Origin of the sequence: Bacillus sp. RIT 809, from assembly GCF_016892495.1 — a bacterium.
Classification (GTDB): domain Bacteria; phylum Bacillota; class Bacilli; order Bacillales; family Bacillaceae_G; genus Bacillus_A; species Bacillus_A cereus_U.
Map to the genome: position 1 here is coordinate 1 of NZ_JAFEMR010000042.1, position 21,977 is coordinate 21,977.

The window sequence follows — 21,977 nt, forward strand, 5'->3', positions numbered from 1 at the left end:
ACCTGTGTTACCTTGAACGCCTTGAGGTCCAGTAGCACCCGTGTTACCTTGCGCACCTTGAGGCCCAGTGGAACCGGTAGCACCCGTGTTACCTTGAATACCTTGAGGTCCAGTAGCACCTGTGTTACCTTGCGCACCTTGAGGTCCAGTAGCACCCGTGTTACCTTGCGCACCTTGAGGTCCAGTGGAACCGGTAGCACCCGTGTTACCTTGAATACCTTGAGGTCCAGTAGCACCTGTGTTACCTTGCGCACCTTGAGGTCCAGTAGCACCTGTGTTACCTTGAACGCCTTGAGGTCCAGTAGCACCCGTGTTACCTTGAACACCTTGAGGTCCAGTAGCACCTGTGTTACCTTGAATACCTTGAGGTCCAGTGGAACCAGTAGCGCCCGTGTTACCTCTAGGTCCGGTAGCACCAGTAGCGCCCGTGTTACCTTGAATGCCTTGAGGTCCAGTAGCACCCGTGTTACCTTGAACACCTTGAGGACCAGTGGAACCAGTAGCGCCTGTGTTACCTCTAGGACCGGTAGCACCAGTAGCGCCCGTATTACCTCGAGGTCCAGTAGGTCCTCGACCGAACGAAGCTGAATTAACTAGAGTAGTTTGTAACTCTGCAATTAATTTAAGGAGTTCTTGGAGTGTACAAGGATCAATTCGGAATAACTTTGTAATGTATAGTATATAATTAATTAGATTTTGAAGTTCAATAAATACAGCGCTTGCTACAAATGTTGGATTTTTTAATATAGTTATTAAGTTTTTAATGATGGCTAATCCTTGTGCTTTCAGAGCGGAAGTGGTGTCTAGTGAACAGATGAATTTGCTTAGTAGGTGCAATGTATCTATTAGATCCTCTATGTTTTTGGGAGATGGATTGGCGAAAAGCTTAGGGATTATTTTTATTAAATCGTTAATGATTGCGCGGAATGTTCTAATTTGCGCTTTAGTAATTGGAATCGTTGGGGTAGTTGGAATTCGTCCAGCGCTAGTTGGAAAGCATGGATTGGAGTATTTATTTTCATTGTCGTTAAAGCGAGACATTAAATCTCTCCTTTCTAATAAGAATATGAACGAAACTCATCATAGTAGATGCAGGGAATGGTTAAATGGTCATAGTGAAATTGATTGTTTCGAGAAAAAAATAAAAAAACGCCTTATTATAGGGCGTTTTTTTTATTTTCAGCATATTGATAATACCGTTTTAGTGAAATTTTTGATTTGAAGCCAACTAATTTTATGATCTCTGGCTCTGGGGTTTGTTTTTTTATTAGGCGTAAAATAAACGTGTTCCGGAAATGCTGTCCAGAAATGCCTTTACGTAAATTCGCTCTTGCTACTTCAAGTCGGATCATTTTTTGAATAGCGATTTCTGTTAGTGCTTTTGGTGCGTCGTTTTCATATACCCATCTGTATGTTCCACGGTTAAAATCGAATGCGACAAACAACGGGTCATTACTATGATATTTAGGACGAACTGGTTCTGGAATACTTTTATAATATGTGTACAGTTGTTTTTTGTCTTCGGTTGCTAAGGGGATTGTTCTTTCCACTCCTGCGGTTGCCGGAATAGAAAGTGTATTAGTTTCAAAATGAACGTGATGCATAGTTAATGCTGTAAGCTCTTGTAAGGATAGTCCGTAGTCGATTAATAGACTTAAAATGGCAATGTTACGATCCATTAATAACGGACGAACAGGACGTTGTTTTTCTGAAAGTCCTTCTAATGAAGTGACTATATACTTTAATCTTTTTTCTTCCTCGCATGAAATGAAATCTTCATTACGCAATGCACGGTTTGGTTGAATAGTAATTTCCATATTCTTTAATGGATTTGGAATGTTAAGAAAATGATGCATTCTATTTAACACAATAAATACACGATGCATTGTTTTCTCAGAGTAGTGTCGATTCTTTTTTAAGTCTGAAAAGTAATCTTCATAGTCTTTTGTACAAAGTGTTGCCCATATATTACTGGAAGGGAGCTTTTTGTTTTTTTCTAACCAATGTCCAAAATCTTCAATGTCATAAACATAACGTTTAATGGTTGAAGACTTTCGGCCTTTATTCAATAAAAAAATAGAAAAGGCTTGTATTGTATCATGGAATTCCGTTGTTTCCATAGTCCCACCACCTTGATTATTTCTTATATTATAGCAAACTTTTCTGAAAATAGGCATTTGCAAGAGGGACTGGAATAATAATATTTGGTGAGTGGATAAAATGAGGTGATTGTATGGAACAATCGATGCGTAAGAAAAATAACAATCAAATTAATATTGTATTAAACCATCGAAAGAAAATTTCGTTACCGGCATCAGAAAATAAAACGGTAATTTCAAGTGAAACCACTACTAAACATGAGATGTTGCAGAGAATTGAAGAAGAGATGGGAAAACTTGTTGGGATGGATGATATAAAAAAGATAATAAAAGAAATTTATGCTTGGATTTATGTAAACAAAAAAAGGCAAGAGGTGGGGTTGAAGTCTGAGAAGCAAGTGCTTCACATGTTATTTAGGGGGAATCCGGGTACTGGGAAGACAACCGTTGCTAGAATGATAGGGAAATTGTTGTTTGAGATGAATATTTTATCGAAGGGGCATTTAGTTGAAGCTGAACGTGCTGATCTTGTAGGTGAGTATATCGGACATACAGCGCAGAAGACAAGAGATTTAATAAAGAAGGCCATGGGAGGGATTTTATTTATTGATGAGGCGTATTCATTAGCGCGGGGTGGAGAGAAGGATTTTGGGAAGGAAGCTATTGATACACTTGTGAAGCATATGGAAGATAAGCAGCACGGTTTTGTACTAATTTTAGCTGGATATTCAAGAGAGATGAACCATTTTCTTTCATTAAACCCAGGATTACAATCTCGTTTTCCGTTTATTATTGAATTTGCGGATTACTCGGTAAATCAGTTGTTGGAAATTGGAAAGAGAATGTATGAAGAGCGTGAATATCAGTTATCGAAAGAAGCAGAGTGGAAATTTAGAGATCATTTACATGCGGTAAAGTATTCGTCACAAATTACATCATTTAGTAATGGGCGATACGTACGGAATATTGTTGAAAAATCAATTCGCACACAAGCTATGCGATTGTTACAAGAGGATACGTATGATAAATATGATTTAATTGGGATATCAAGTATGGATTTGATGCTTGAAGAGGAGACGCACAGTACGTAAACTGTGCGTCTGTTTTTTGATGTATAAGTACGTTACTCTTTTTTCGCTTTTTCTTGGTAAGATTTATGGAAGCGTTCCATTTTAGCGCTTTTTTCGTGTGCTGAATTAGGATCGTGTGTAATTTGGTCTACTGAGCTTTTTTGAGCACCTTTATTAACATGGTTTGTCATTTGTATTCACCTCGCTTTAAAAGTTAGTATGAACATTATGTAAAGAAAAACTCGTTAGAAAAGAAAAACCTCTTTACGATATGTAAAGAGGTTAGAGCGCTATTTATGCATTGAACGTTCCTTTGTATCAATACGTCTATGCGGTAAATGCCATTTGTAATGAATAGAAATCATGCGGAAGCAAACAATTAAAATGAATAAGGTGTATAGAGCCCAATCGCTAACGATAATTTTAGCGCCAATTAAGAACCCTGCTAAAATCGTCCAAAACGCATATACGTCAGCTCGAAGGACAAGAGGTTTTCTGCGAGCTAAAAGGTCGCGAATAATACCGCCGCCGATGCCTGTTAAAACAGCAGCTACGATTGTAGCGCTGATTGGTAAATCTAGTTTTTGAGCATATAGTGCTCCTTGTACAGCGAATGCTGATAAACCGATGGCGTCCGTGATGTTTTCCCACTTTTTCCAATGTCTAATTAATTTATTTGGAAAAAGAAAAATAATCGTCATTGATAATAGTGCGATTTGGAATAACATGTCTTGTTGCCAAAATGCGACGATTGGATAACCGATTAATAAATTACGAAGGGCACCTCCCCCAAATGCGGTTGCCATTCCTAAAATATATACCCCGAAAATATCATAATCTTCTTCCATTGCAACAATGGCTCCGCTTAGTGCGAAGGCGATTGTGCCTATGATGCTAAAAATCTCCCATGCCATGAATTTTCTCCCCCGCTAACTAGATGAAATATGCTTCCTCTGCTATTATATTAGAAGGTTTAAATTTCGAAAAGGATGAGTGAACATATTTGATGGAAGAAAAAGAAAAAGTCATATTAGTTGGCTGTCAATTGTCGCAAGATGATGATGAAAAATTTATGCATTCCATGAAAGAACTGGCATCGCTAGCAAAGACTGCGCGAGCGGAAGTGTTAGTATCAACGACGCAAAAGCGTCCGAAGTTTCATCCTGCAACTTATATAGGAAAAGGTAAACTAGAAGAGCTTGCTGCGATGACGGAAGAGTTAGAGCCGGCTGTTATTGTTTTTAATAATGAGTTAACACCAAGTCAAATTCGGAATTTATCTTCAGTATTAGATGCGAGAGTGATTGACCGAACGCAGTTAATACTAGATATTTTTGCGCAACGTGCGAAATCGAGAGAGGGTAAGCTTCAAGTAGAGTTAGCTCAGTTGCAATATACAATGCCGCGCCTTATGGGGCAAGGTTTGTCTTTATCACGTCTTGGTGGTGGAATTGGTACGAGAGGGCCGGGAGAGACGAAGCTCGAAACGGACCGTCGTCATATTCGATCACGTATTGATGAAATAAAGAAGCAACTTGCGGTTGTTGTAGAACATCGGAAAAGATATCGTGAGAGAAGGAAAGATAATAAAGTATTTCAAATTTCGTTAATTGGGTATACAAATGCAGGGAAATCTACGTTGTTTAATAGATTAACGGAAGCTGATACGTTTGAAGAAAACTTATTGTTTGCAACACTAGATCCGACGACAAGGAAAATGCCGTTACCTTCTGGTTATACAGTGCTTTTGACTGATACGGTTGGTTTTATACAAGATTTACCTACGTCACTAATCGCTGCTTTTCGATCTACGTTAGAAGAAGCTGGGGAAGCGGATGTTATTTTACATGTTGTTGATTCAGCAGATCCTAATTATGTAGGGCATGAGCAGACAGTAAAACAATTATTGTCAGACCTTGAAATTAATCGTATTCCTATTATTACGTTATATAATAAAAAAGATAAATTGCATCAAAACTTCATTCCATTTCCGAAAAGTGATTTCTTAATGACTAGTGCTTTTGAAGAAAGTGATTTACTGCGTATAAAAGAAGCGATAGAAATGAAGATGAAGGAAGAAATGGATGATTATCAAGTGGAAATTCCTCCGAGTGAAGGTAGGTTGTTAACGCTTTTAAAGACGGAAACGTTATTAACTAAAATGGAGTTTCTAGAAGATAAATTTGTATATGATTGTACAGGATATATATTTGCTCATTCATCGCTTAATGGGCAATTAAAGAGATTTTTAGTGGAAGAAGGAGAAAATAATAATGTTTGATCGTTTGAAAAATGGAGAAAAAATTGCTCCAATCGTAAAAGAAGTAGAAAGTCAAATTATAGAAGTGCATAAACGTGTGGATGAAGTAATTGAGAGTAATCAATTTCGTGTGCTAGAAAGTTTTCGTAAACATAAAATTAGTGATTCGCATTTTATTCCGACGACAGGTTATGGGTATGATGATATTGGTCGTGACACGTTAGAGAAAGTGTATGCGGATGTATTTGGAGCGGAAGCGGGTCTTGTTCGTCCTCAAATTATTTCGGGTACTCATGCAATTTCAACAGCTTTATTTGGTATTTTACGTCCGGGAGATGAGTTACTATACATAACGGGGAAACCGTATGATACGTTAGAAGAAATCGTTGGTGTGCGCGGAAAAGGTGTAGGCTCATTTAAAGAATATAATATTGGTTATAACGCAGTTCCGTTAACTGAAGAGGGATTTGTGGACTTTGAAGCTGTTGCAGCTGCGATCCGTAGTAACACGAAGATGATTGGTATTCAACGTTCAAAAGGATATGCTACTCGTCCGTCGTTTACAGTTTCACAAATTAAAGAGATGATTGCGTTTGTTAAAGAGATTAAACCTGATGTTATTGTATTTGTAGATAACTGCTATGGCGAATTTATTGAAGAAAACGAGCCATGTCATGTTGGTGCGGACTTAATGGCAGGTTCTCTTATTAAGAATCCTGGCGGGGGAATTGTTAAAACGGGTGGTTACATTGTCGGTAAAGAACAGTATGTTGAAGCGTGTGCATATCGTTTAACATCTCCAGGAATCGGTGCGGAAGCAGGAGCGTCTTTATACAGTCTGCAAGAAATGTATCAAGGGTTCTTCTTGGCTCCGCATGTTGCTGGTCAAGCGCTGAAAGGTGCTATTTTTACGGCGGCATTTTTAGAGAAATTAGGGATGAATACATCACCGGCATGGAATGCACCAAGAACGGATTTAATTCAATCTGTTCAATTTGACGATAAAGATCGTATGATTGCATTCTGTCAAGCGATTCAATATGCATCTCCAATTAATTCTCATTTCACTCCGTATGCAAACTATATGCCGGGATATGAAGATGATGTAATTATGGCTGCTGGGACATTTATTCAAGGTGCAAGTATCGAATTATCTGCGGATGGTCCGATTCGTCCTCCGTATGTTGCATATGTACAAGGTGGATTGACGTATTCTCATGTGAAAATTGCGATTTGTTCTGCAATTGATGCGTTAATTGAAAAAAATCTATTAACAATTTCTTAAAGGGAAGCTGTCGATTTCGACAGCTTTTTTTCGTGTGAAAGTAATGATTTGTGCCATTAGAAAAAAGAATGAAAAAATTTATAAAAAAACCATGTAAGAAAAGCTAACATCTATTGACACTAAACATAACGTGGTATAAAATGAGAAGCAGTTAAGGCGAAGGAGGAACTGAAGTGATGAAAGAAGATAGACGTTCTGCTCCGCTGTTTCCTATTGGTATTGTAATGGATTTAACACAATTATCTGCACGTCAAATTCGCTACTATGAAGAGCATAATCTTATTTTTCCAACCCGTACAAAAGGGAATCGTAGATTATTTTCATTTAACGATGTAGATAAATTGTTGGAAATTAAAGATTTGTTAGATCAAGGCTTAAATATGGCCGGAATTAAACAAGTATTGCAAATGAAAGAAAATCAAACAGAAGCAGTGAAAGTAAAAGAAGAAACGAAAGAAATTTCAAAATCCGAGCTTCGCAAAATTCTTCGAGATGAACTACAACATACAGGTAGATTTAATCGGACTTCATTGCGACAAGGTGATATTTCAAGGTTTTTTCACTAAAGATAACTGATTCTTAAGGTGTTTAGAGGGACTAAGGAGGAATTTATAATGGCTAGGTACACAAGAGAAGATATTTTCCGTTTGGCGAAAGAAGAGAATGTAAAGTATATCCGTTTACAATTTACGGACCTTTTAGGAGTAATTAAAAACGTAGAAATTCCAGTGAGCCAATTAACAAAAGCTCTTGATAACAAAATGATGTTTGATGGATCTTCTATCGAAGGTTTCGTACGTATTGAAGAATCTGATATGTATTTATATCCAGATTTAGATACTTGGGTAATTTTCCCTTGGACAGCTGAAAAAGGTAAAGTAGCTCGTTTGATCTGTGATATTTACACTGCAGCTGGTGATCCATTTGATGGCGACCCACGTAACAACTTAAAGCGTGTGTTAAAAGAAATGGAAGCATTAGGATTCTCAGATTTCAATCTTGGACCAGAGCCAGAATTCTTCCTATTTAAAGTTGATGAAAAAGGAAATCCAACATTAGAATTAAACGATAACGGTGGATACTTCGACCTTGCGCCGATGGATCTAGGGGAAAACTGTCGTCGTGATATCGTTCTTGAACTTGAAGAAATGGGCTTTGAAATTGAAGCGTCTCACCATGAGGTTGCACCAGGTCAACACGAAATTGACTTTAAATATGCAAATGCAATTCGCTCATGTGATGACATTCAAACATTCAAACTTGTTGTAAAAACAATTGCTCGTAAACATGGCTTACATGCAACATTTATGCCGAAACCATTATACGGTGTGAACGGTTCAGGTATGCACTGTAACTTATCATTATTTAAAAATGGTGAGAACGTATTCTTCGATCAAAACGGAGACTTACAATTAAGTGATGATGCTCGTCACTTCATCGCGGGTATTTTAAAACATGCACCAGCATTTACAGCGGTAGCAAACCCAACTGTAAACTCTTACAAACGTTTAGTACCTGGATACGAAGCTCCTTGTTACGTAGCATGGTCTGCACAAAACCGTAGCCCGTTAGTACGTATCCCTGCATCTCGTGGTATTAGTACACGCGTAGAAGTACGTAGTGTTGACCCAGCTGCAAACCCATATTTAGTAATGGCAACTTTACTAGCAGCAGGTCTTGATGGAATTAAAAACAAATTAACTCCACCAGCTGCAGTAGACCGTAACATCTATGTAATGACAAAAGAAGAGCGCGAGGAAGCAGGTATCGTTGACTTACCAGCAACATTAGCGCAAGCATTAGTTACATTACAATCTAATGAAGTAGTATGCGGTGCGCTAGGAGATCATTTACTTGAGCACTTTATCGAAGCGAAAGAGATTGAGTGGGATATCTTTAGAACGCAAGTTCACCAATGGGAACGCGATCAATATATGTCTCTATACTAAGAGAGAAAAAAGCCCTAATACTACGGTATTAGGGCTTTTTCGTCATTTATCTACAGTGAAAAAACACGAATGTTGTCGTAATGTTTTTAGTGTCATCAGGAAGTAATTTAGTGAAAATAATTTGTGTTGACGCGTTCTGTATAAAGAACTAAAATGGCATTAACTAGAAATGTTTATATATTTAAAAGAATGAAGATATTATTTTTTCTTAAGTTTTAGATGCCAATTTCAAGTTGAAGCTCATTGGTTTTAAATGAGGAGGAAAGTTATGGATAAGGAAATAAATTTGAAAAATCTATTTACTATTATACGGAAGAAAATTTGGATAATTCTATTATTTACAACTTTTACAACATTAGGAGGAGCGATTTATAGTATGTATGTAAAAACGCCATTATATGCCTCCTCGGCAAGACTTATTGTCCAAGCTAACGCTGAAACTATGAATACACTGAAAGCAATGGTAAATGAGCCTGTAATATTAGAAAAAGTAGCCGCTGAATTGAATATTAATAGATCCGTAGGTGCATTAAGTGGACAAATAAGTACAGAAAGTGTACAAGGTTCCCAAATAATAAGGATTAATGTGGTAGATACTGATCCTCTGCTTGCGCATAAAATTGCAAATACTACTGCAACTGTTTATAAGAAAGAAGTAGCTAATATATTGAATTTTAATAATGTGAGTATATTACCAGAAGATCCGGTTCAAAAACATTCAATGCCTATCAATGTAAATCACACTAAGACGATTGCAATTGCATTCCTGATAGGTATGGTGCTAAGTATCGGTTTTATTTTTTTATTGGACTCTCTCGATGAGACAATCAAAACGGAAAGACGCATTGAGCAATTATTAGATATCCCGGTTTTAGGTGGAATTTCTAAAATGAGTAAGAAAAATAAGAAAGACAAATATAGTGAAAAGAATACGTTGTCATTGAAGGAGGAAACGGAGTGGGTTACAAAAATAGACGAAAAACAAATAAAGTTAAAGGAGAAAGTATAATTGTACATACCGCTCCAAGATCGAAAATTTCAGAGCAGTATCGTTCGATTCGAACAAATCTCCAATTATCCGCGTCTATTCATAAAAATAGAACTATAGTTATTACTTCTCCAAGGTATGGTGAAGGGAAATCAACTATTACAGTTAATTTAGCAGCTTCGATGGCACAAAAAGGTGAGAAAGTATTGGTGGTCGATGCAAATTTACGAACGCCGATTATTCATGAAATGTTTGGAGTGGAAAATACAATTGGATTAACTGATATACTGAACGGAAAAATAACTTTAGAGGGGGCAGTGAAAAAAACAGAGCTGGGAAGGCTGGATGTATTAACTAGCGGACCAGTACCATTTAATCCATCTGAAGTGCTTAGTTCGAGTTCAATGGATATGTTAGTTCAAAAGGCAATGGAACGGTATGATATCATATTATTTGATTCTTCTCCTGTATTAGAGGTAACGGATACAAGTGTATTGGCTGATAAATGTGAAGGTGTATTATTGGTGATACGTTATAATCATACTGTGAACGAAGATGCGCTTGAAACGAAAAGGGCGTTAAGTTTTACGAAAAGTAGGATGTTAGGTGCGATTTTGAATGGAAAAGTATGAATAATATAAATGTACTTTAGAAAAAATCAAAATTTGTATATAAAGATGTTCTTTATAAAGAATTTTTTTTAAAAGGACTACGATGTGGTGATGTCTCCTTACCGCTATCAATGGAGGCACTCGATTATGCTGTGGGGTGTGAAAACAACCTTAGATGCGAGTCATCAAGAGCGTAATGTGAGGGAGGGTTAGATGCCCATTTTTATTAAAGTTTGTAGCTATGTGTTTTTAGTAAAGAGAATATAGCTACAAACTTTATTTTTGAAATAAATTGGGAAGAGTTATGTAAGGAATTGATTAAAGGGGGAAGTAATATGACGTATCGACGGAGGATATCGCTATTGCTTTTAATGGATTCACTGATTGTATTAGGTGCAATTTTTTTTAGTTATTTCTTTGTAAATGCTAGCTTCAGTGTTATCACTTTATCATCAGTTATTAGTTCTATCACTTTATTATTAAGTCATCATTTGTTTGCTTTTGTTTATAAGTTATACAAAAAAGCTTGGGAATACGCAAGTATAGGTGAACTACTCATTATATGCAAAGTTGTTACATTTTCTATTATCACTACAGCGGTTGTGCAACAACTAATCATGCAAAAAATGTATTTTCGATTGTTAGTTGTAACTTGGATGATTCATATTTTATTAATTGGCGGTTCGCGTTTTATGTGGAGAATGTATAGAGATACTTATTATGTGAAAAATGGTGACAAAAAAAGAACTTTAATTGTTGGTGCTGGTTCAGCTGGGACAATGGTTGCAAGACAGTTGTTAAAGAATAGTGCTGTCGAATTAATACCAGTCGCATTTATGGATGATAATGTAAAAAAACACAACCTTGATATTTGGGGTATTCCAGTAATTGGTGGTATGAATCAAATTGAGTACGTTGTTAAAAAACTGAATATTGAAATAATTATTTTGGCAATTCCCTCATTAAATAAAAAAGAGCAAAATGTTATTTTGAAAAGATGTTTAAAAACAGAAGTGAAAACTCAAATTCTTCCGATGTTAGAAGACTTAGTAACGGGTAAAGTTTCGGTGAATGAATTCAGGGATGTTCAAGTAGAAGATTTATTAGGGCGCGATCCTGTAGAACTTGATGTGGATGTTATTTCAGATTATATAACTGACAAAGTCATTTTAGTTACTGGTGCAGGAGGTTCGATTGGTTCGGAAATTTGTAGACAAATTGCAAAATTCAGGCCAAAAAAGTTGATTTTACTAGGGCATGGGGAGAACAGTATTTATTCTATAGAAATGGAATTAAACAGAAAATATGGAGATATGAAAGGCACGTTTATTCCTGAAATCGCAGATATACAAGATGAAAAGAAGATGCAATTAATTATGAGCAAACATCTTCCGAATGTTGTATATCATGCAGCTGCACATAAACATGTACCACTAATGGAGAATAATCCTGAAGAGGCTGTTAAAAATAATGTGATTGGGACTATGAATATAGCAGAGGCAGCGAGAGCACATGGAGTGGGAACGTTTGTCATGATTTCTTCGGATAAAGCAGTGAATCCGACGAGTGTTATGGGAGCAACGAAAAAATTGGCGGAGATGGTTATTCAAAGTAAAGATAAATTAAGTCATACAAAATTTGTTACTGTACGCTTTGGGAATGTCCTAGGAAGTAGAGGGAGTGTAATACCTTTATTTAAGAAGCAAATTCAAAATGGTGGACCAGTTACAGTTACGCATCCTGATATGGTTCGGTATTTTATGACAATCCCGGAAGCATCAAGACTCGTAGTGCAAGCTGGTTCTTTAGCTAAAGGTGGAGAGATTTTTGTTTTAGACATGGGAGAACCAGTGAAAATTGTCGATCTTGCCAAAAATCTAATTCGATTATCAGGAAATTCTGTAGATGAAATAGGAATAGAATTTACTGGTATACGTCCAGGGGAGAAACTTTTTGAAGAATTACTAAAAGAAGATGAAATGAATGAAAAGCAAGTTCATCCGAGAATTTATGTAGGGCAAGAAATGAATGTCCGTATAGAAGAGGTAGAAGAATTTGTTTCTATATATGGAAATTTTAATGAAGAAGAATTACGAGATAGATTATTATATTTAGTTAATCATCGCAAGCCTTTGAAAATATTAATTCCAGTATCAGGATAATAGTGCGTGAGCTTAATAAGAATAAAATAAGACGGGTGCGTGGGAATGATGTCTAAAAAAGTTCTGTTTTGTGCAACTGTAGATTATCATTTTAAGGCGTTCCATTTACCGTATATGAAATGGTTCGCAGAGCAGGGATGGGAAGTGCATGTTGCAGCGAATGGCAACATGGAACTTCCATATGTCAATCAAAAATACAATATCCCTTTTCAAAGATCACCTATTAGATTACAAAATTTTCATGCATACAAAAAGTTAATGTCGATTATTGATAAAAATAAATATAACATTATTCATTGTCATACGCCCATGGGAGGAGTAATTGCGCGTTTAGCTGCTCGGAAATCAAGGAAGCAAGGAACGAAAGTCGTATATACAGCACATGGATTTCACTTTTGTAAAGGGTCACCGTATATGAATTGGTTACTCTATTATCCGATTGAAAGAATTCTAGCTTCTCATACGGATTGCTTAATAACAATTAACCAAGAAGATTATGATTTAGCAGTTAAACATCGCTTTCCAGTGAAAGATATTAAGCTAGTTCACGGTGTAGGAATAGATGTACAACGGTTTACTCCTGTAACTGAAATTGAAAAACGAGAATTAAAGCTACAATGTGGCTATAAACCACAAGATTTTTTAATGTTTTATGCTGCTGAATTTAATAAGAATAAAAATCAAAGCTTTTTAATCCATGTATTAGCACAATTGAAAAATGAAATGCCACATGCGAAGCTTTTGCTGGCTGGAGAAGGTCCGTTAATAGAAGAGTGTAAAAAAATAGCTACTCAACTAGGAGTGACTAACATGGTTCATTTTCTCGGTTACAGAAATGATATAGCTTCCTTACTACAGATGTGTGATCTTGCGGTTGCATCCAGTTACAGGGAGGGTTTGCCAGTTAATATTATGGAGGCCATGGCTTGTGGACTTCCGGTTGTAGCTACTGATAACCGGGGACATAGGGAATTGATTATTAATAATAAAAATGGTTGGATTGTAGATCGTGATGATATAAAAGCAATGGCTGACAGGATAAAGGGTATTTCTATAAATCCTAAAGTATTAGCTCAGATGGGGCAGTATGGATGTACTAGTATTAAAAATCAATATTCAGTCAATGAAGTGTTAAAAGAGAAACAAGAAATTTATACAACATTCATGGGTGAAATGGAGGAGTTAAGGTGGGTACTCCATTAAGAGTATTACACGTAGTCGTAAATATGAATAGAGGCGGCGCCGAAACGCTAATTATGAATTTATATCGCAATATAGATCGTTCCAAAGTTCAATTTGATTTTTTAACATGTAAAGAAGGAGTGTTTGATGAAGAAATAGTAAAGTTAGGCGGGGCAATTCATAGAATTCCATATATCACAAACGTTGGACATAGAGGATATATAAAGGAACTGGATGCTTTCTTTACCTCTCATCAAGAATATAGAATTGTACATTCACACATGGATAAAATGAGCGGATTTGTACTTCGTTCTGCTAAGAAGGCGGGAATACCGGTTAGGATTGCTCACAGTCATAATACTAGTAGTGAGGGAGGAATTGCGGCAAAAATCTATAAATGGCATGCAGGAAAATCTATATCTACATGTGCAACACATTTGTTAGCATGTTCAAATGCTGCTGCGAGATGGTTATTTGCAGATAAAGCTGATACAGCCAAAATCTTAAAAAATGGAATTGATTGTGATAGATTTTTGTTCCGTCCTGAAATAAGAAAACAAGTAAGAAAGGAATTACAAATTGAACAGGAAGCTTTTGTTATAGGTCATGTCGGAAGATTCGCTTATCAAAAAAATCATACCTATCTTATAGATTTATTTGCTCAGTTAACTCAATTCCGGCCAAATTCAATACTGTTATTAGCTGGTGAAGGGCCGCTTCGCATGGAAATTGAAAAAAAAGTAAAAGATTTGAATATAGAGAAGAATATAAGATTTCTTGGGGTACGAGGTGATATAGAACGTATACTTCAAGCATTTGATGCATTTGTTTTTCCATCTATTCATGAGGGATTACCAGTCACACTTGTAGAAGCGCAAGGGGTTGGTTTACCTTGTATCATATCGGATACTATTACGAAAGAAGTGGATTTGGGAATGAATTTAGTTGAACATTTGCCTCTAACGGATAAAGTGGCTTGGATAGAAAAAATGAAAAAATTAGAAACTAGTAATTTCTCGAGGAATATATCAGCTCAATTATTATTAGAAAAAGGATACGATATTAAGCATACGGCAGAATTAACCCAAGATTTTTATTCCGTACTTTCGAGGTGAGTAATTTGGAGAATTTAACGATTTTCACCCCTACTTATAATAGAGCGTATTGTCTTCAAAATTGTTATGAGAGTTTAAAACGTCAAACATGTAAGGGTTTTGTATGGTTAATAATAGATGATGGATCTAGTGATAACACAAAAGAATTGGTGGATAGCTGGATTGCTGAAAAACATATCAAAATTATGTATCATTGGCAACAAAATCAAGGGATGCATGGTGCTCATAATACAGCCTATGAAATGATTGATACGGAGTTAAACGTTTGTATTGATTCTGATGATTACATGCCAGATGATGCTGTAGAAAAAATCCTTTCTTTTTGGAATAGTTATGGGAATGATGAAGTTAGTGGAATAATTGGACTGGACTTGTATATAAATGGGCAAATAATAGGCTCAAAGTTACCAGAGGACCTTAAATACTCCACGCTTTTTGATCTTTACAACAAACATGGTGTTACAGGTGATAAAAAATTGGTCTATCGCACAGAATTGACTAAGAAATATCCATACCCAATTTTTAAAAATGAAAAATATGTAGGATTAGCATATAAATACTATATGTTAGATCAACAATATGAGATGTTACTAATGAACGAAGCACTTTGTTATGTGGAATACATGGCTGATGGATCATCAATGAATATGCTAAATCAATATCGTAAAAATCCAAGAGGTTTTGCTTTTTATCGTAAGGAACTTATGAAATTGCCATTCACTAATCGACTATTTAAGTATAGGCAAGCTATACATTATGTATCTAGTAGTTTCATAGCTAGAAATAGAAGGTTTATACAAGAATCACCATGCAAAGGACTAACACTGTGCGCACTACCATTCGGGGCTATCCTTTATAGCTACATTGCAATGAAAACAAAAATGAAAGTAAACATTTAGAAACTTGCGTAGTAATTAAATGAGAGGACAGAATAATGACCATACTTTGGATGAATCTTGCTATAGTATTCATACTCGCGTTTTTTGCAAGGTATTTTGCTATACCCGTGACTAATAGTCTTACATTGATAAAGCCAAATCAGTTTTTAATTTTGATGGCGGCTCTATCTCTTGTATTAGTGTCAGGGCTTAGAAATAATATTGGGGATACTTATTTTTATATGCATGCATATAATGTTGCTGAGTTTAATTGGGAATATATCCAAAATAATAAAGACATGGGATTTAATATTTTTCAAATGATTTTAAAGGGATATACGGATGATCCTCAGGCTATGGTTTTTATTACAGCTCTAATAACAAATTTATTAATTGTATTCACTTTATATAAATATTCAAGATTAATTGAGATAAGTCTCTATGTATATATAACATCTGGCATGTATTTAGTCTCCATGAATGGAATAAGGCAGTATTTAGCTGCAGCTATTAGCTTTGCTGCTATAAAATATATTTTTGAGGGTAGTTGGAAAAAATACGTTTTAATAGTACTTTTTGCATCAACATTTCATCAAAGTGCGCTTGTTTTAATTCCAATCTATTTTTTAGTTCGAAGGAAATCTTGGTCAGCAATGACATGTATCCTTCTTGTTTTTGCTGTAATAATTGTAATTGGATTTAATCAATTTTCAACGTTATTCTTTGCGGCTATAGAAGATACACAATATGGTGAATATAAGAATTTTCATGAAGGTGGAGCCAATATATTGAGGGTTGCTGTGGATTCAGCACCACTCATCCTTGCTTTTATTGGGAGGCATAAACTAAGAAAACATTTTCCGAAGAGTGATTATATCGTAAATATGGCATTATTAGGTCTAGTTTTTATGATTATTTCAACTCAAAATTGGATTTTTGCAAGATTTTCGATTTATTTTGGATTATATCAATTAATATTAATTTCTTGGGTTGTAAAGTTATTTACACAGAAGGATCAGAAATTAATTTATTATAGTATCCTGGTATGCTATTTTATCTATTTTGTTTATGAACATATCATTACTCTGGGGATTATCTATAAGAGCAATTTACTTGGATAATAAAGGGGTAAATATAGGGGATTGATTGTAAGATTGGGGTAGATTTCAATGCTTAAGACTAAAAAAACCAAAAGAATTTTGCACATTGTCAGTGCTATGAATCGGGGCGGCGCCGAAACTTTAATAATGAATATATACAGAAAAATAGATAGAGAGCAACTTCAATTTGATTTTGTATCTCATGGAAGCGGGGAGTGTGATTACGATGATGAAATAACAGCATTAGGAGGGAGGGTATATAGAATACCAAGTCTAGGACAAGTAGGGCCTTTGGCATATATTAAAGAACTTACAAAAATAATGTCTGATAGTCAATATGTAGCTGTACATGCGCATACGGATTATCAAGGTGGTTTTGTAGCTGTGGCTGCAAAAAAGGCTGGTATAAAAAAGCGAATTTGCCATTCTCACAGTAATAATTGGCCACAAGGATCTGGAGTCACAGCAAGAGTTACCCTAAAGATTCTGCGATCTATTATTAAATATGCTGGAACAGACTATTGTGCGTGCAGTGCTGAAGCTGCTCGTTTTTTATTTGGTGAAAAGATGCTTCACAATAATAAGGTGGAATTGATTAAAAATGGAATAGATATAAAACAATTTATTGATGTTGATATAGAGGAGATTTCTAGTGTAAGAAAAGAACTTTGTATACCGGATGCTGCGAAATTAATTGGACATATAGGTCGTTTTTCAGAATCAAAGAATCATATTTTTATACTACAAGTTTTAAAGGAGATTTTAAAGAAGGATACAAATTTTATCGCCATTTTAGCAGGGGATGGTCCGTTAAAAGCTTCTATTGAATTGAAAGCAAAAGAACTAGGTATTTATGAAAATATTAGATTTTTGGGAGTGAGAAATGACATTCCGATAATTATGAATATTATTGATGTTTTTGTATTTCCTTCTTTATTTGAGGGTTTTGGTATTGTAACATTGGAAGCACAATGTGCAGGTGTACCTTGTGTTGTAGCGGATACAATACCTAAAAATACTGATATGGGATTAGGTATAGTTTCGTTTGTTGGCTTAGATGAAAAAATTGAACTATGGTCCACAGAAATTTATAAAGCTCTATTAAAAAAAAGACCTGAAAAAGGAATTATAATTAACAACATTTCAAGATTAGGTTTTGATATCAATAATAACATTCTTGAGTGGTTAACGTTATATGGAATAGAGTGTAAGGAATCCATAAGGTGAAATTTAGTTTATTATCAATTTGCATACTTGAGTCATATGGTGATTTTTTGGTAGAAGATAGCACAAAATCACCATATGAAATAAAAGAAACCCATGATAGATTTTGTGAGGGATTTGATGATGAAAAAGAAAAAAATATTGATTGCATCTTTTGATTTGGCAATTGGTGGAGTAGAAAGAAGCTTAATTGGTTTGCTAAATACAATTGATTACAGTAAATATGATATAGATTTAATGTTATTTAAACATGAGGGAGAGTTCTTTTCTTTATTACCTAAAGAACCGAATTTGTTACAAGAATTAAAAAAATACACTACTTTTAGGAAATCAATTAAACAAATAGTACAAGATGGGCATATCTCTATTGGGATAACAAGGTTGATAGGTAAAGTTATGGGTACTGTGCATGGAGGGTATCTGAAGAGTGAAGAACCAGGATACTTTGTCATTCAATATGGATGGAGAATGTCTCTTCCATTTCTTCCGAGGTTGGAAGAAGAGTACGATGTTGCGATTAGTTTTTTGTGGCCGCATTATTTCATAGGTAATAAAGTTAGGGCGAAAAGAAAAATCGGGTGGATTCATACAGATTATTCTAACATACAACTTAATAAAGGTATGGAGTATAAAATGTGGAAAGAAATAGATGATATCGTGGCTGTTTCTGAAAGTTGTAGAGATACATTTCTTAGTAGCATTCCTTATATTAATAAAAAAGTACAGGTTATTGAAAATATAATATCTCCTGAGTTTATACGTGAGCAATCTAATCAGGATGTTACTCATGAAATACCAGTTAATCTTGGCCGGATAAAACTAGTTACTGTAGGTAGACTTTCGCATGCTAAGGGAATTGATGACGCTATACATGCCTTTCGGAAACTATTGGATCAAGGATATGATATTGAGTGGTACATTGTTGGATATGGACCTCAAGAGAGTGAACTTAAAATATTGATAGATAAACTAGAGATTCAAGATAAATTCATTCTGCTAGGCAAGAAGATTAATCCATATCCGTATATAAAAGCGTGTGATATATATGTGCAACCATCCAGATATGAAGGAAAGGCTGTGACAGTACGTGAGGCACAAATTCTTAAGAAACCAGTACTTATAACTAATTTTCCAACTGCAAAAAGCCAATTAGAGAATGGTGTAGATGGATATATTTGTCCAATGGGTGTAGAGGGGATTGTAGAGGGGATAAAAAAACTGGTTGATGATGTCGAATTCAGAACTGAAATTGTGAATAATGTTAGTCAAAGGAATTATGGTAATGAAACAGAAGTGGAAAAGATATATAGATTAATTGAGTGATAATTGATTAAGTTATAAAACTAAAAAATCTTTTATTATATGTATAAAAGATATTTGGAGGAAGTGTTTTCATGGATAATGTTTTAGTGTTAGATACGTCGGTAGGTTCTCTTAACAAGGGCGATGACATAATAATGAAGTGCGTAAAGTACCAGCTATCTGATATAACTAAAAATGCATATGTTTTAACATTACCCACTCATGTTTCACCGTTTCATTGGTATCAAGTAGCAAGAAAATCACATCGAGTACAGATTTATAGTAGCGCTAAATATAAGTTTGTAGGTGGTTCAAACTTGCTAGCGATGGACATGTTTACTCATTTTCCTCAATGGAATATTAATATGTTTAATTGTGGTCCTTTAAAAGGGAGTATTCTAGTTGGTGTTGGTGCAGGGAAAGGTAATAAGATAAATATGTATACAAAGTTGTTATATAAAAAAGTTCTATCACATGAATATATACATAGCGTTAGGGACGAAAGAACCAAAAGATTTTTAGAAGAAATGGGGTTTAAAGCTTTAAATACAGGGTGTGTAACATTGTGGTCCCTTACACCTGAGTTTTGTAAGGGAATTCCTACAAAAAAATCAGACTCAGTTGTTTTTACACTTACTCATCATTCTAAGAACCGTGTAAAGGATCAATTATTGATAGATATACTTAATAAAAATTATGAAAATGTTTATTTTTGGATACAAGACGCGGGAGATCTTGAATATTTGAAAGAATTAAAAGGTGTACAAGAAATAAAAATTGTACCCCCTACTATCGAAGAGTACGAAAAAATACTGAATAGAGAAGTGGATTATATTGGAACACGTTTACATGGTGGTATATTCGCAATGCGACATAAAAAACGTACAATAATTATCTCTATAGATGAAAGAGCAAAGGGAATGGGCGAGACATATAATTTAAATTTAATCGATAGAACTGATTTTAATAATCTTGAAAAAATGATTAATTCAGAAATAATCACAGATGTTAAGGTAGATTTTGATGTGGTAAATCGATGGTTAAGACAATTCTCAAATTAAACAGAACATATGGTAAATGAGGCGATTTATTAGGAGGTAAAAATGAATAGCATAATTCTCGATAAAATTATAATAAAAAATAACAGGGTGGATTACTTTTTTAGTATCAAGGGGGATTTACAAAAGTATTTTAAAACAAGTAATCATATGTTTCTAGAATACAACTATAATGTATCGGATATTCCAAATAGCATTTTAGCTATTCCATTTGTTGCGAACGTAGTCCCTCTTATATGGATTACTGATTCAACAATAGTGATAAAAGAATTAGATAAATCCTTTTATGTCTGTCTAAATAATATAAAGAGTGCATATCAAAATATGTTTCCTAGTGTCAAATTTATGGGTTCTATTGTAGTAGATAAAATTGTTGACAATTCTTACATTCCTAAACTTGAAGCAGCATCTCTATTTAGTGGAGGGCTTGATGCACTTACTACTTTTATAAGAATAAAGGATAAAAAGCCATTATTGATTACGGAATATGGATGGCATGAAGATGATATAGAAAATAGTAATGTTTGGGAAGCAGATAAAGAAAATGTTATAAGTTTTGCAAAAGAGAATGGATTAGAAAATATTCTTATTCAATCTAATTATGGGACTTTTATAATTGCGGGGAATGTTGACCATGACTTTAGAGATAAATTAGACGATACATGGTGGCATGGATTGCATCATGGGCTAGCAATAATATCCGCAGCTATTCCTATAGCTTTCAAACTTAAGATAAAATGCATATATATTGCAAGCTCTAATTCACCTTTATATCAAGTTACTTGTGCATCTGATCCAACAGTCGACAATGAAATAAAATATGCATCAGGTGAAGTTTTTCATGATGGATACGAACTTACTAGGCAGGATAAAGTTAAAGTGGTTGTTGACCATTATTCAATTAATAAGGAATCGGTTAATATCAGGGTATGTTTTAAAAATGAAGAAAATTGTTGTAAATGTGAAAAATGTTTAAGGACTATTATGGGAATTATTGCTGAAGGAAAAGATCCTCGGGAGTATGGGTTCAATATCCCAAATAATCTTTTTCAGTACGTCAAAAAATCTTTAAATAATGAGGTGAAGTTTTTTACAAATACGTTCATTGTTATGTATTGGAATCTAATTCAAATTCGGATGAAGCAAAACTATACGTATATATTAGATAAAGACTTACTAGACTGGTTTTTAAATTATGATTTTAAAGCGCAGAGAAGAAAAGCATTACTAAAATACAGAATAATGAAATTTTTTCCGATTTTAAAAAGAAAAATTAGTATTAAAGTAAATGCAATACTTAAACAAAACAATTAAAAATAGAGGATATTATTATGAGAATACAAAATTCCCTGAAAAATATATTATTTGGTTTGTCTGGACAATTACTCAGTATTGGTATGGGGTTTGTCGTTAGAACGGTTTTTATTTATACACTCGGCGTAGAATATTTAGGTGTGGATGGACTTTTTACAAGTATATTAATTATGTTTTCACTAGCTAATTTGGGTTTTGATACTGCTATAATTTATAGTTTATACAAGCCTTTAGCTGAAAATGATATTTATAAAATACAGGCATTAATGAACTTATATCAAAAAGCATACAGATTAATAGGATTAATAGTTTTGTTACTAGGGTTATCACTGTTACCATTTCTTCCTTATATAACGAATGCCCATACTACAATTGAAAAT

20 protein-coding genes and 1 pseudogene are annotated in these 21,977 nt (G+C 34.7%); 17 read left to right on the forward strand and 4 right to left on the reverse strand.

From position 1 onward, the window contains the following. Both JTF23_RS26275 and JTF23_RS26280 read right to left on the reverse strand, forming a co-directional pair. A partial coding sequence (locus JTF23_RS26275; RefSeq protein WP_204210161.1) for a collagen-like repeat preface domain-containing protein occupies positions 1 to 1,041 on the reverse strand: 1,041 nt, incomplete at its 3' end. A 116-nt stretch (positions 1,042 to 1,157) separates the two neighbouring features. Continuing rightward, positions 1,158 to 2,120 (reverse strand): tyrosine-type recombinase/integrase, encoded by a 963-nt coding sequence (locus JTF23_RS26280; RefSeq protein WP_016105898.1) that lies wholly within the window; start codon positions 2,118 to 2,120, stop codon positions 1,158 to 1,160. A gap of 113 nt (positions 2,121 to 2,233) precedes the next feature. Between JTF23_RS26280 and spoVK the strand changes: the two genes are divergently transcribed. Beyond that, positions 2,234 to 3,190, forward strand: a complete 957-nt coding sequence (gene spoVK, locus JTF23_RS26285) for a stage V sporulation protein K (RefSeq protein ID WP_002111259.1) — start codon at positions 2,234 to 2,236, stop codon at positions 3,188 to 3,190. Between the two features lie 32 nt (positions 3,191 to 3,222). On the opposite strand, the gene JTF23_RS26290 is transcribed toward spoVK, so the two are convergent. Together JTF23_RS26290 and JTF23_RS26295 are read right to left on the reverse strand one after the other, a co-directional pair. After that, positions 3,223 to 3,360, reverse strand: a complete 138-nt coding sequence (locus JTF23_RS26290) for a hypothetical protein (protein ID WP_002111258.1) — start codon at positions 3,358 to 3,360, stop codon at positions 3,223 to 3,225. A 99-nt stretch (positions 3,361 to 3,459) separates the two neighbouring features. Then, complete coding sequence (locus JTF23_RS26295; RefSeq protein ID WP_002111257.1) at positions 3,460 to 4,083, reverse strand: trimeric intracellular cation channel family protein; 624 nt, start codon at positions 4,081 to 4,083, stop codon at positions 3,460 to 3,462. Positions 4,084 to 4,175: 92 nt separating this feature from the next. Between JTF23_RS26295 and hflX the strand changes: the two genes are divergently transcribed. The 16 genes and pseudogenes from hflX to JTF23_RS26375 all read left to right on the forward strand — a co-directional run. Next, positions 4,176 to 5,450 (forward strand): GTPase HflX, encoded by a 1,275-nt coding sequence (gene hflX / locus JTF23_RS26300; RefSeq protein WP_078180978.1) that lies wholly within the window; start codon positions 4,176 to 4,178, stop codon positions 5,448 to 5,450. Continuing rightward, a complete protein-coding gene (locus tag JTF23_RS26305; RefSeq protein WP_002111255.1) occupies positions 5,443 to 6,714 on the forward strand; it encodes a methionine gamma-lyase family protein in 1,272 nt (423 codons plus the stop codon). Before hflX ends, JTF23_RS26305 begins: the two co-directional genes overlap by 8 nt. Before the next feature lie 176 nt (positions 6,715 to 6,890). Continuing rightward, a complete protein-coding gene (gene glnR / locus JTF23_RS26310; protein WP_002014475.1) occupies positions 6,891 to 7,280 on the forward strand; it encodes a transcriptional repressor GlnR in 390 nt (129 codons plus the stop codon). Between the two features lie 48 nt (positions 7,281 to 7,328). After that, complete coding sequence (gene glnA, locus JTF23_RS26315) at positions 7,329 to 8,663, forward strand: type I glutamate--ammonia ligase (protein ID WP_002111253.1); 1,335 nt, start codon at positions 7,329 to 7,331, stop codon at positions 8,661 to 8,663. Positions 8,664 to 8,931: 268 nt separating this feature from the next. Next, the gene (locus tag JTF23_RS26320) at positions 8,932 to 9,672 is read left to right on the forward strand and encodes a YveK family protein (protein ID WP_002160834.1); all 741 of its coding nucleotides are present in this window, start codon (positions 8,932 to 8,934) and stop codon (positions 9,670 to 9,672) included. After that, complete coding sequence (locus tag JTF23_RS26325) at positions 9,621 to 10,283, forward strand: CpsD/CapB family tyrosine-protein kinase (protein ID WP_002160835.1); 663 nt, start codon at positions 9,621 to 9,623, stop codon at positions 10,281 to 10,283. The genes JTF23_RS26320 and JTF23_RS26325 overlap by 52 nt, the downstream gene beginning before the upstream one ends. A gap of 314 nt (positions 10,284 to 10,597) precedes the next feature. Next, on the forward strand, positions 10,598 to 12,424 hold the full coding sequence (locus JTF23_RS26330; protein WP_204210163.1) for a polysaccharide biosynthesis protein: 1,827 nt from the start codon (positions 10,598 to 10,600) through the stop codon (positions 12,422 to 12,424). Between the two features lie 45 nt (positions 12,425 to 12,469). After that, a complete protein-coding gene (locus tag JTF23_RS26335; RefSeq protein ID WP_204210165.1) occupies positions 12,470 to 13,627 on the forward strand; it encodes a glycosyltransferase family 4 protein in 1,158 nt (385 codons plus the stop codon). Beyond that, positions 13,612 to 14,721 (forward strand): glycosyltransferase family 1 protein, encoded by a 1,110-nt coding sequence (locus tag JTF23_RS26340; RefSeq protein WP_204210166.1) that lies wholly within the window; start codon positions 13,612 to 13,614, stop codon positions 14,719 to 14,721. Before JTF23_RS26335 ends, JTF23_RS26340 begins: the two co-directional genes overlap by 16 nt. A 5-nt stretch (positions 14,722 to 14,726) precedes the next feature. Beyond that, on the forward strand, positions 14,727 to 15,620 hold the full coding sequence (locus tag JTF23_RS26345; RefSeq protein ID WP_204210168.1) for a glycosyltransferase family 2 protein: 894 nt from the start codon (positions 14,727 to 14,729) through the stop codon (positions 15,618 to 15,620). A 35-nt stretch (positions 15,621 to 15,655) separates the two neighbouring features. Then, the gene (locus JTF23_RS26350; RefSeq protein WP_204210170.1) at positions 15,656 to 16,720 is read left to right on the forward strand and encodes an EpsG family protein; all 1,065 of its coding nucleotides are present in this window, start codon (positions 15,656 to 15,658) and stop codon (positions 16,718 to 16,720) included. Between the two features lie 48 nt (positions 16,721 to 16,768). Continuing rightward, entirely contained in the window at positions 16,769 to 17,926 is a 1,158-nt protein-coding gene (locus JTF23_RS26355; protein WP_204210172.1) for a glycosyltransferase family 1 protein, read from the forward strand. A gap of 120 nt (positions 17,927 to 18,046) precedes the next feature. Beyond that, a complete protein-coding gene (locus JTF23_RS26360) occupies positions 18,047 to 19,246 on the forward strand; it encodes a glycosyltransferase (protein WP_204210173.1) in 1,200 nt (399 codons plus the stop codon). Between the two features lie 71 nt (positions 19,247 to 19,317). Then, a complete protein-coding gene (locus JTF23_RS26365; RefSeq protein WP_204210175.1) occupies positions 19,318 to 20,286 on the forward strand; it encodes a polysaccharide pyruvyl transferase family protein in 969 nt (322 codons plus the stop codon). 42 nt (positions 20,287 to 20,328) lie between these two features. Further along, positions 20,329 to 21,597, forward strand: a complete 1,269-nt coding sequence (locus tag JTF23_RS26370; protein ID WP_204210178.1) for a peptidase — start codon at positions 20,329 to 20,331, stop codon at positions 21,595 to 21,597. Between the two features lie 17 nt (positions 21,598 to 21,614). Then, positions 21,615 to 21,977, forward strand: a pseudogene (locus tag JTF23_RS26375) (lipopolysaccharide biosynthesis protein); the annotation flags it as partial.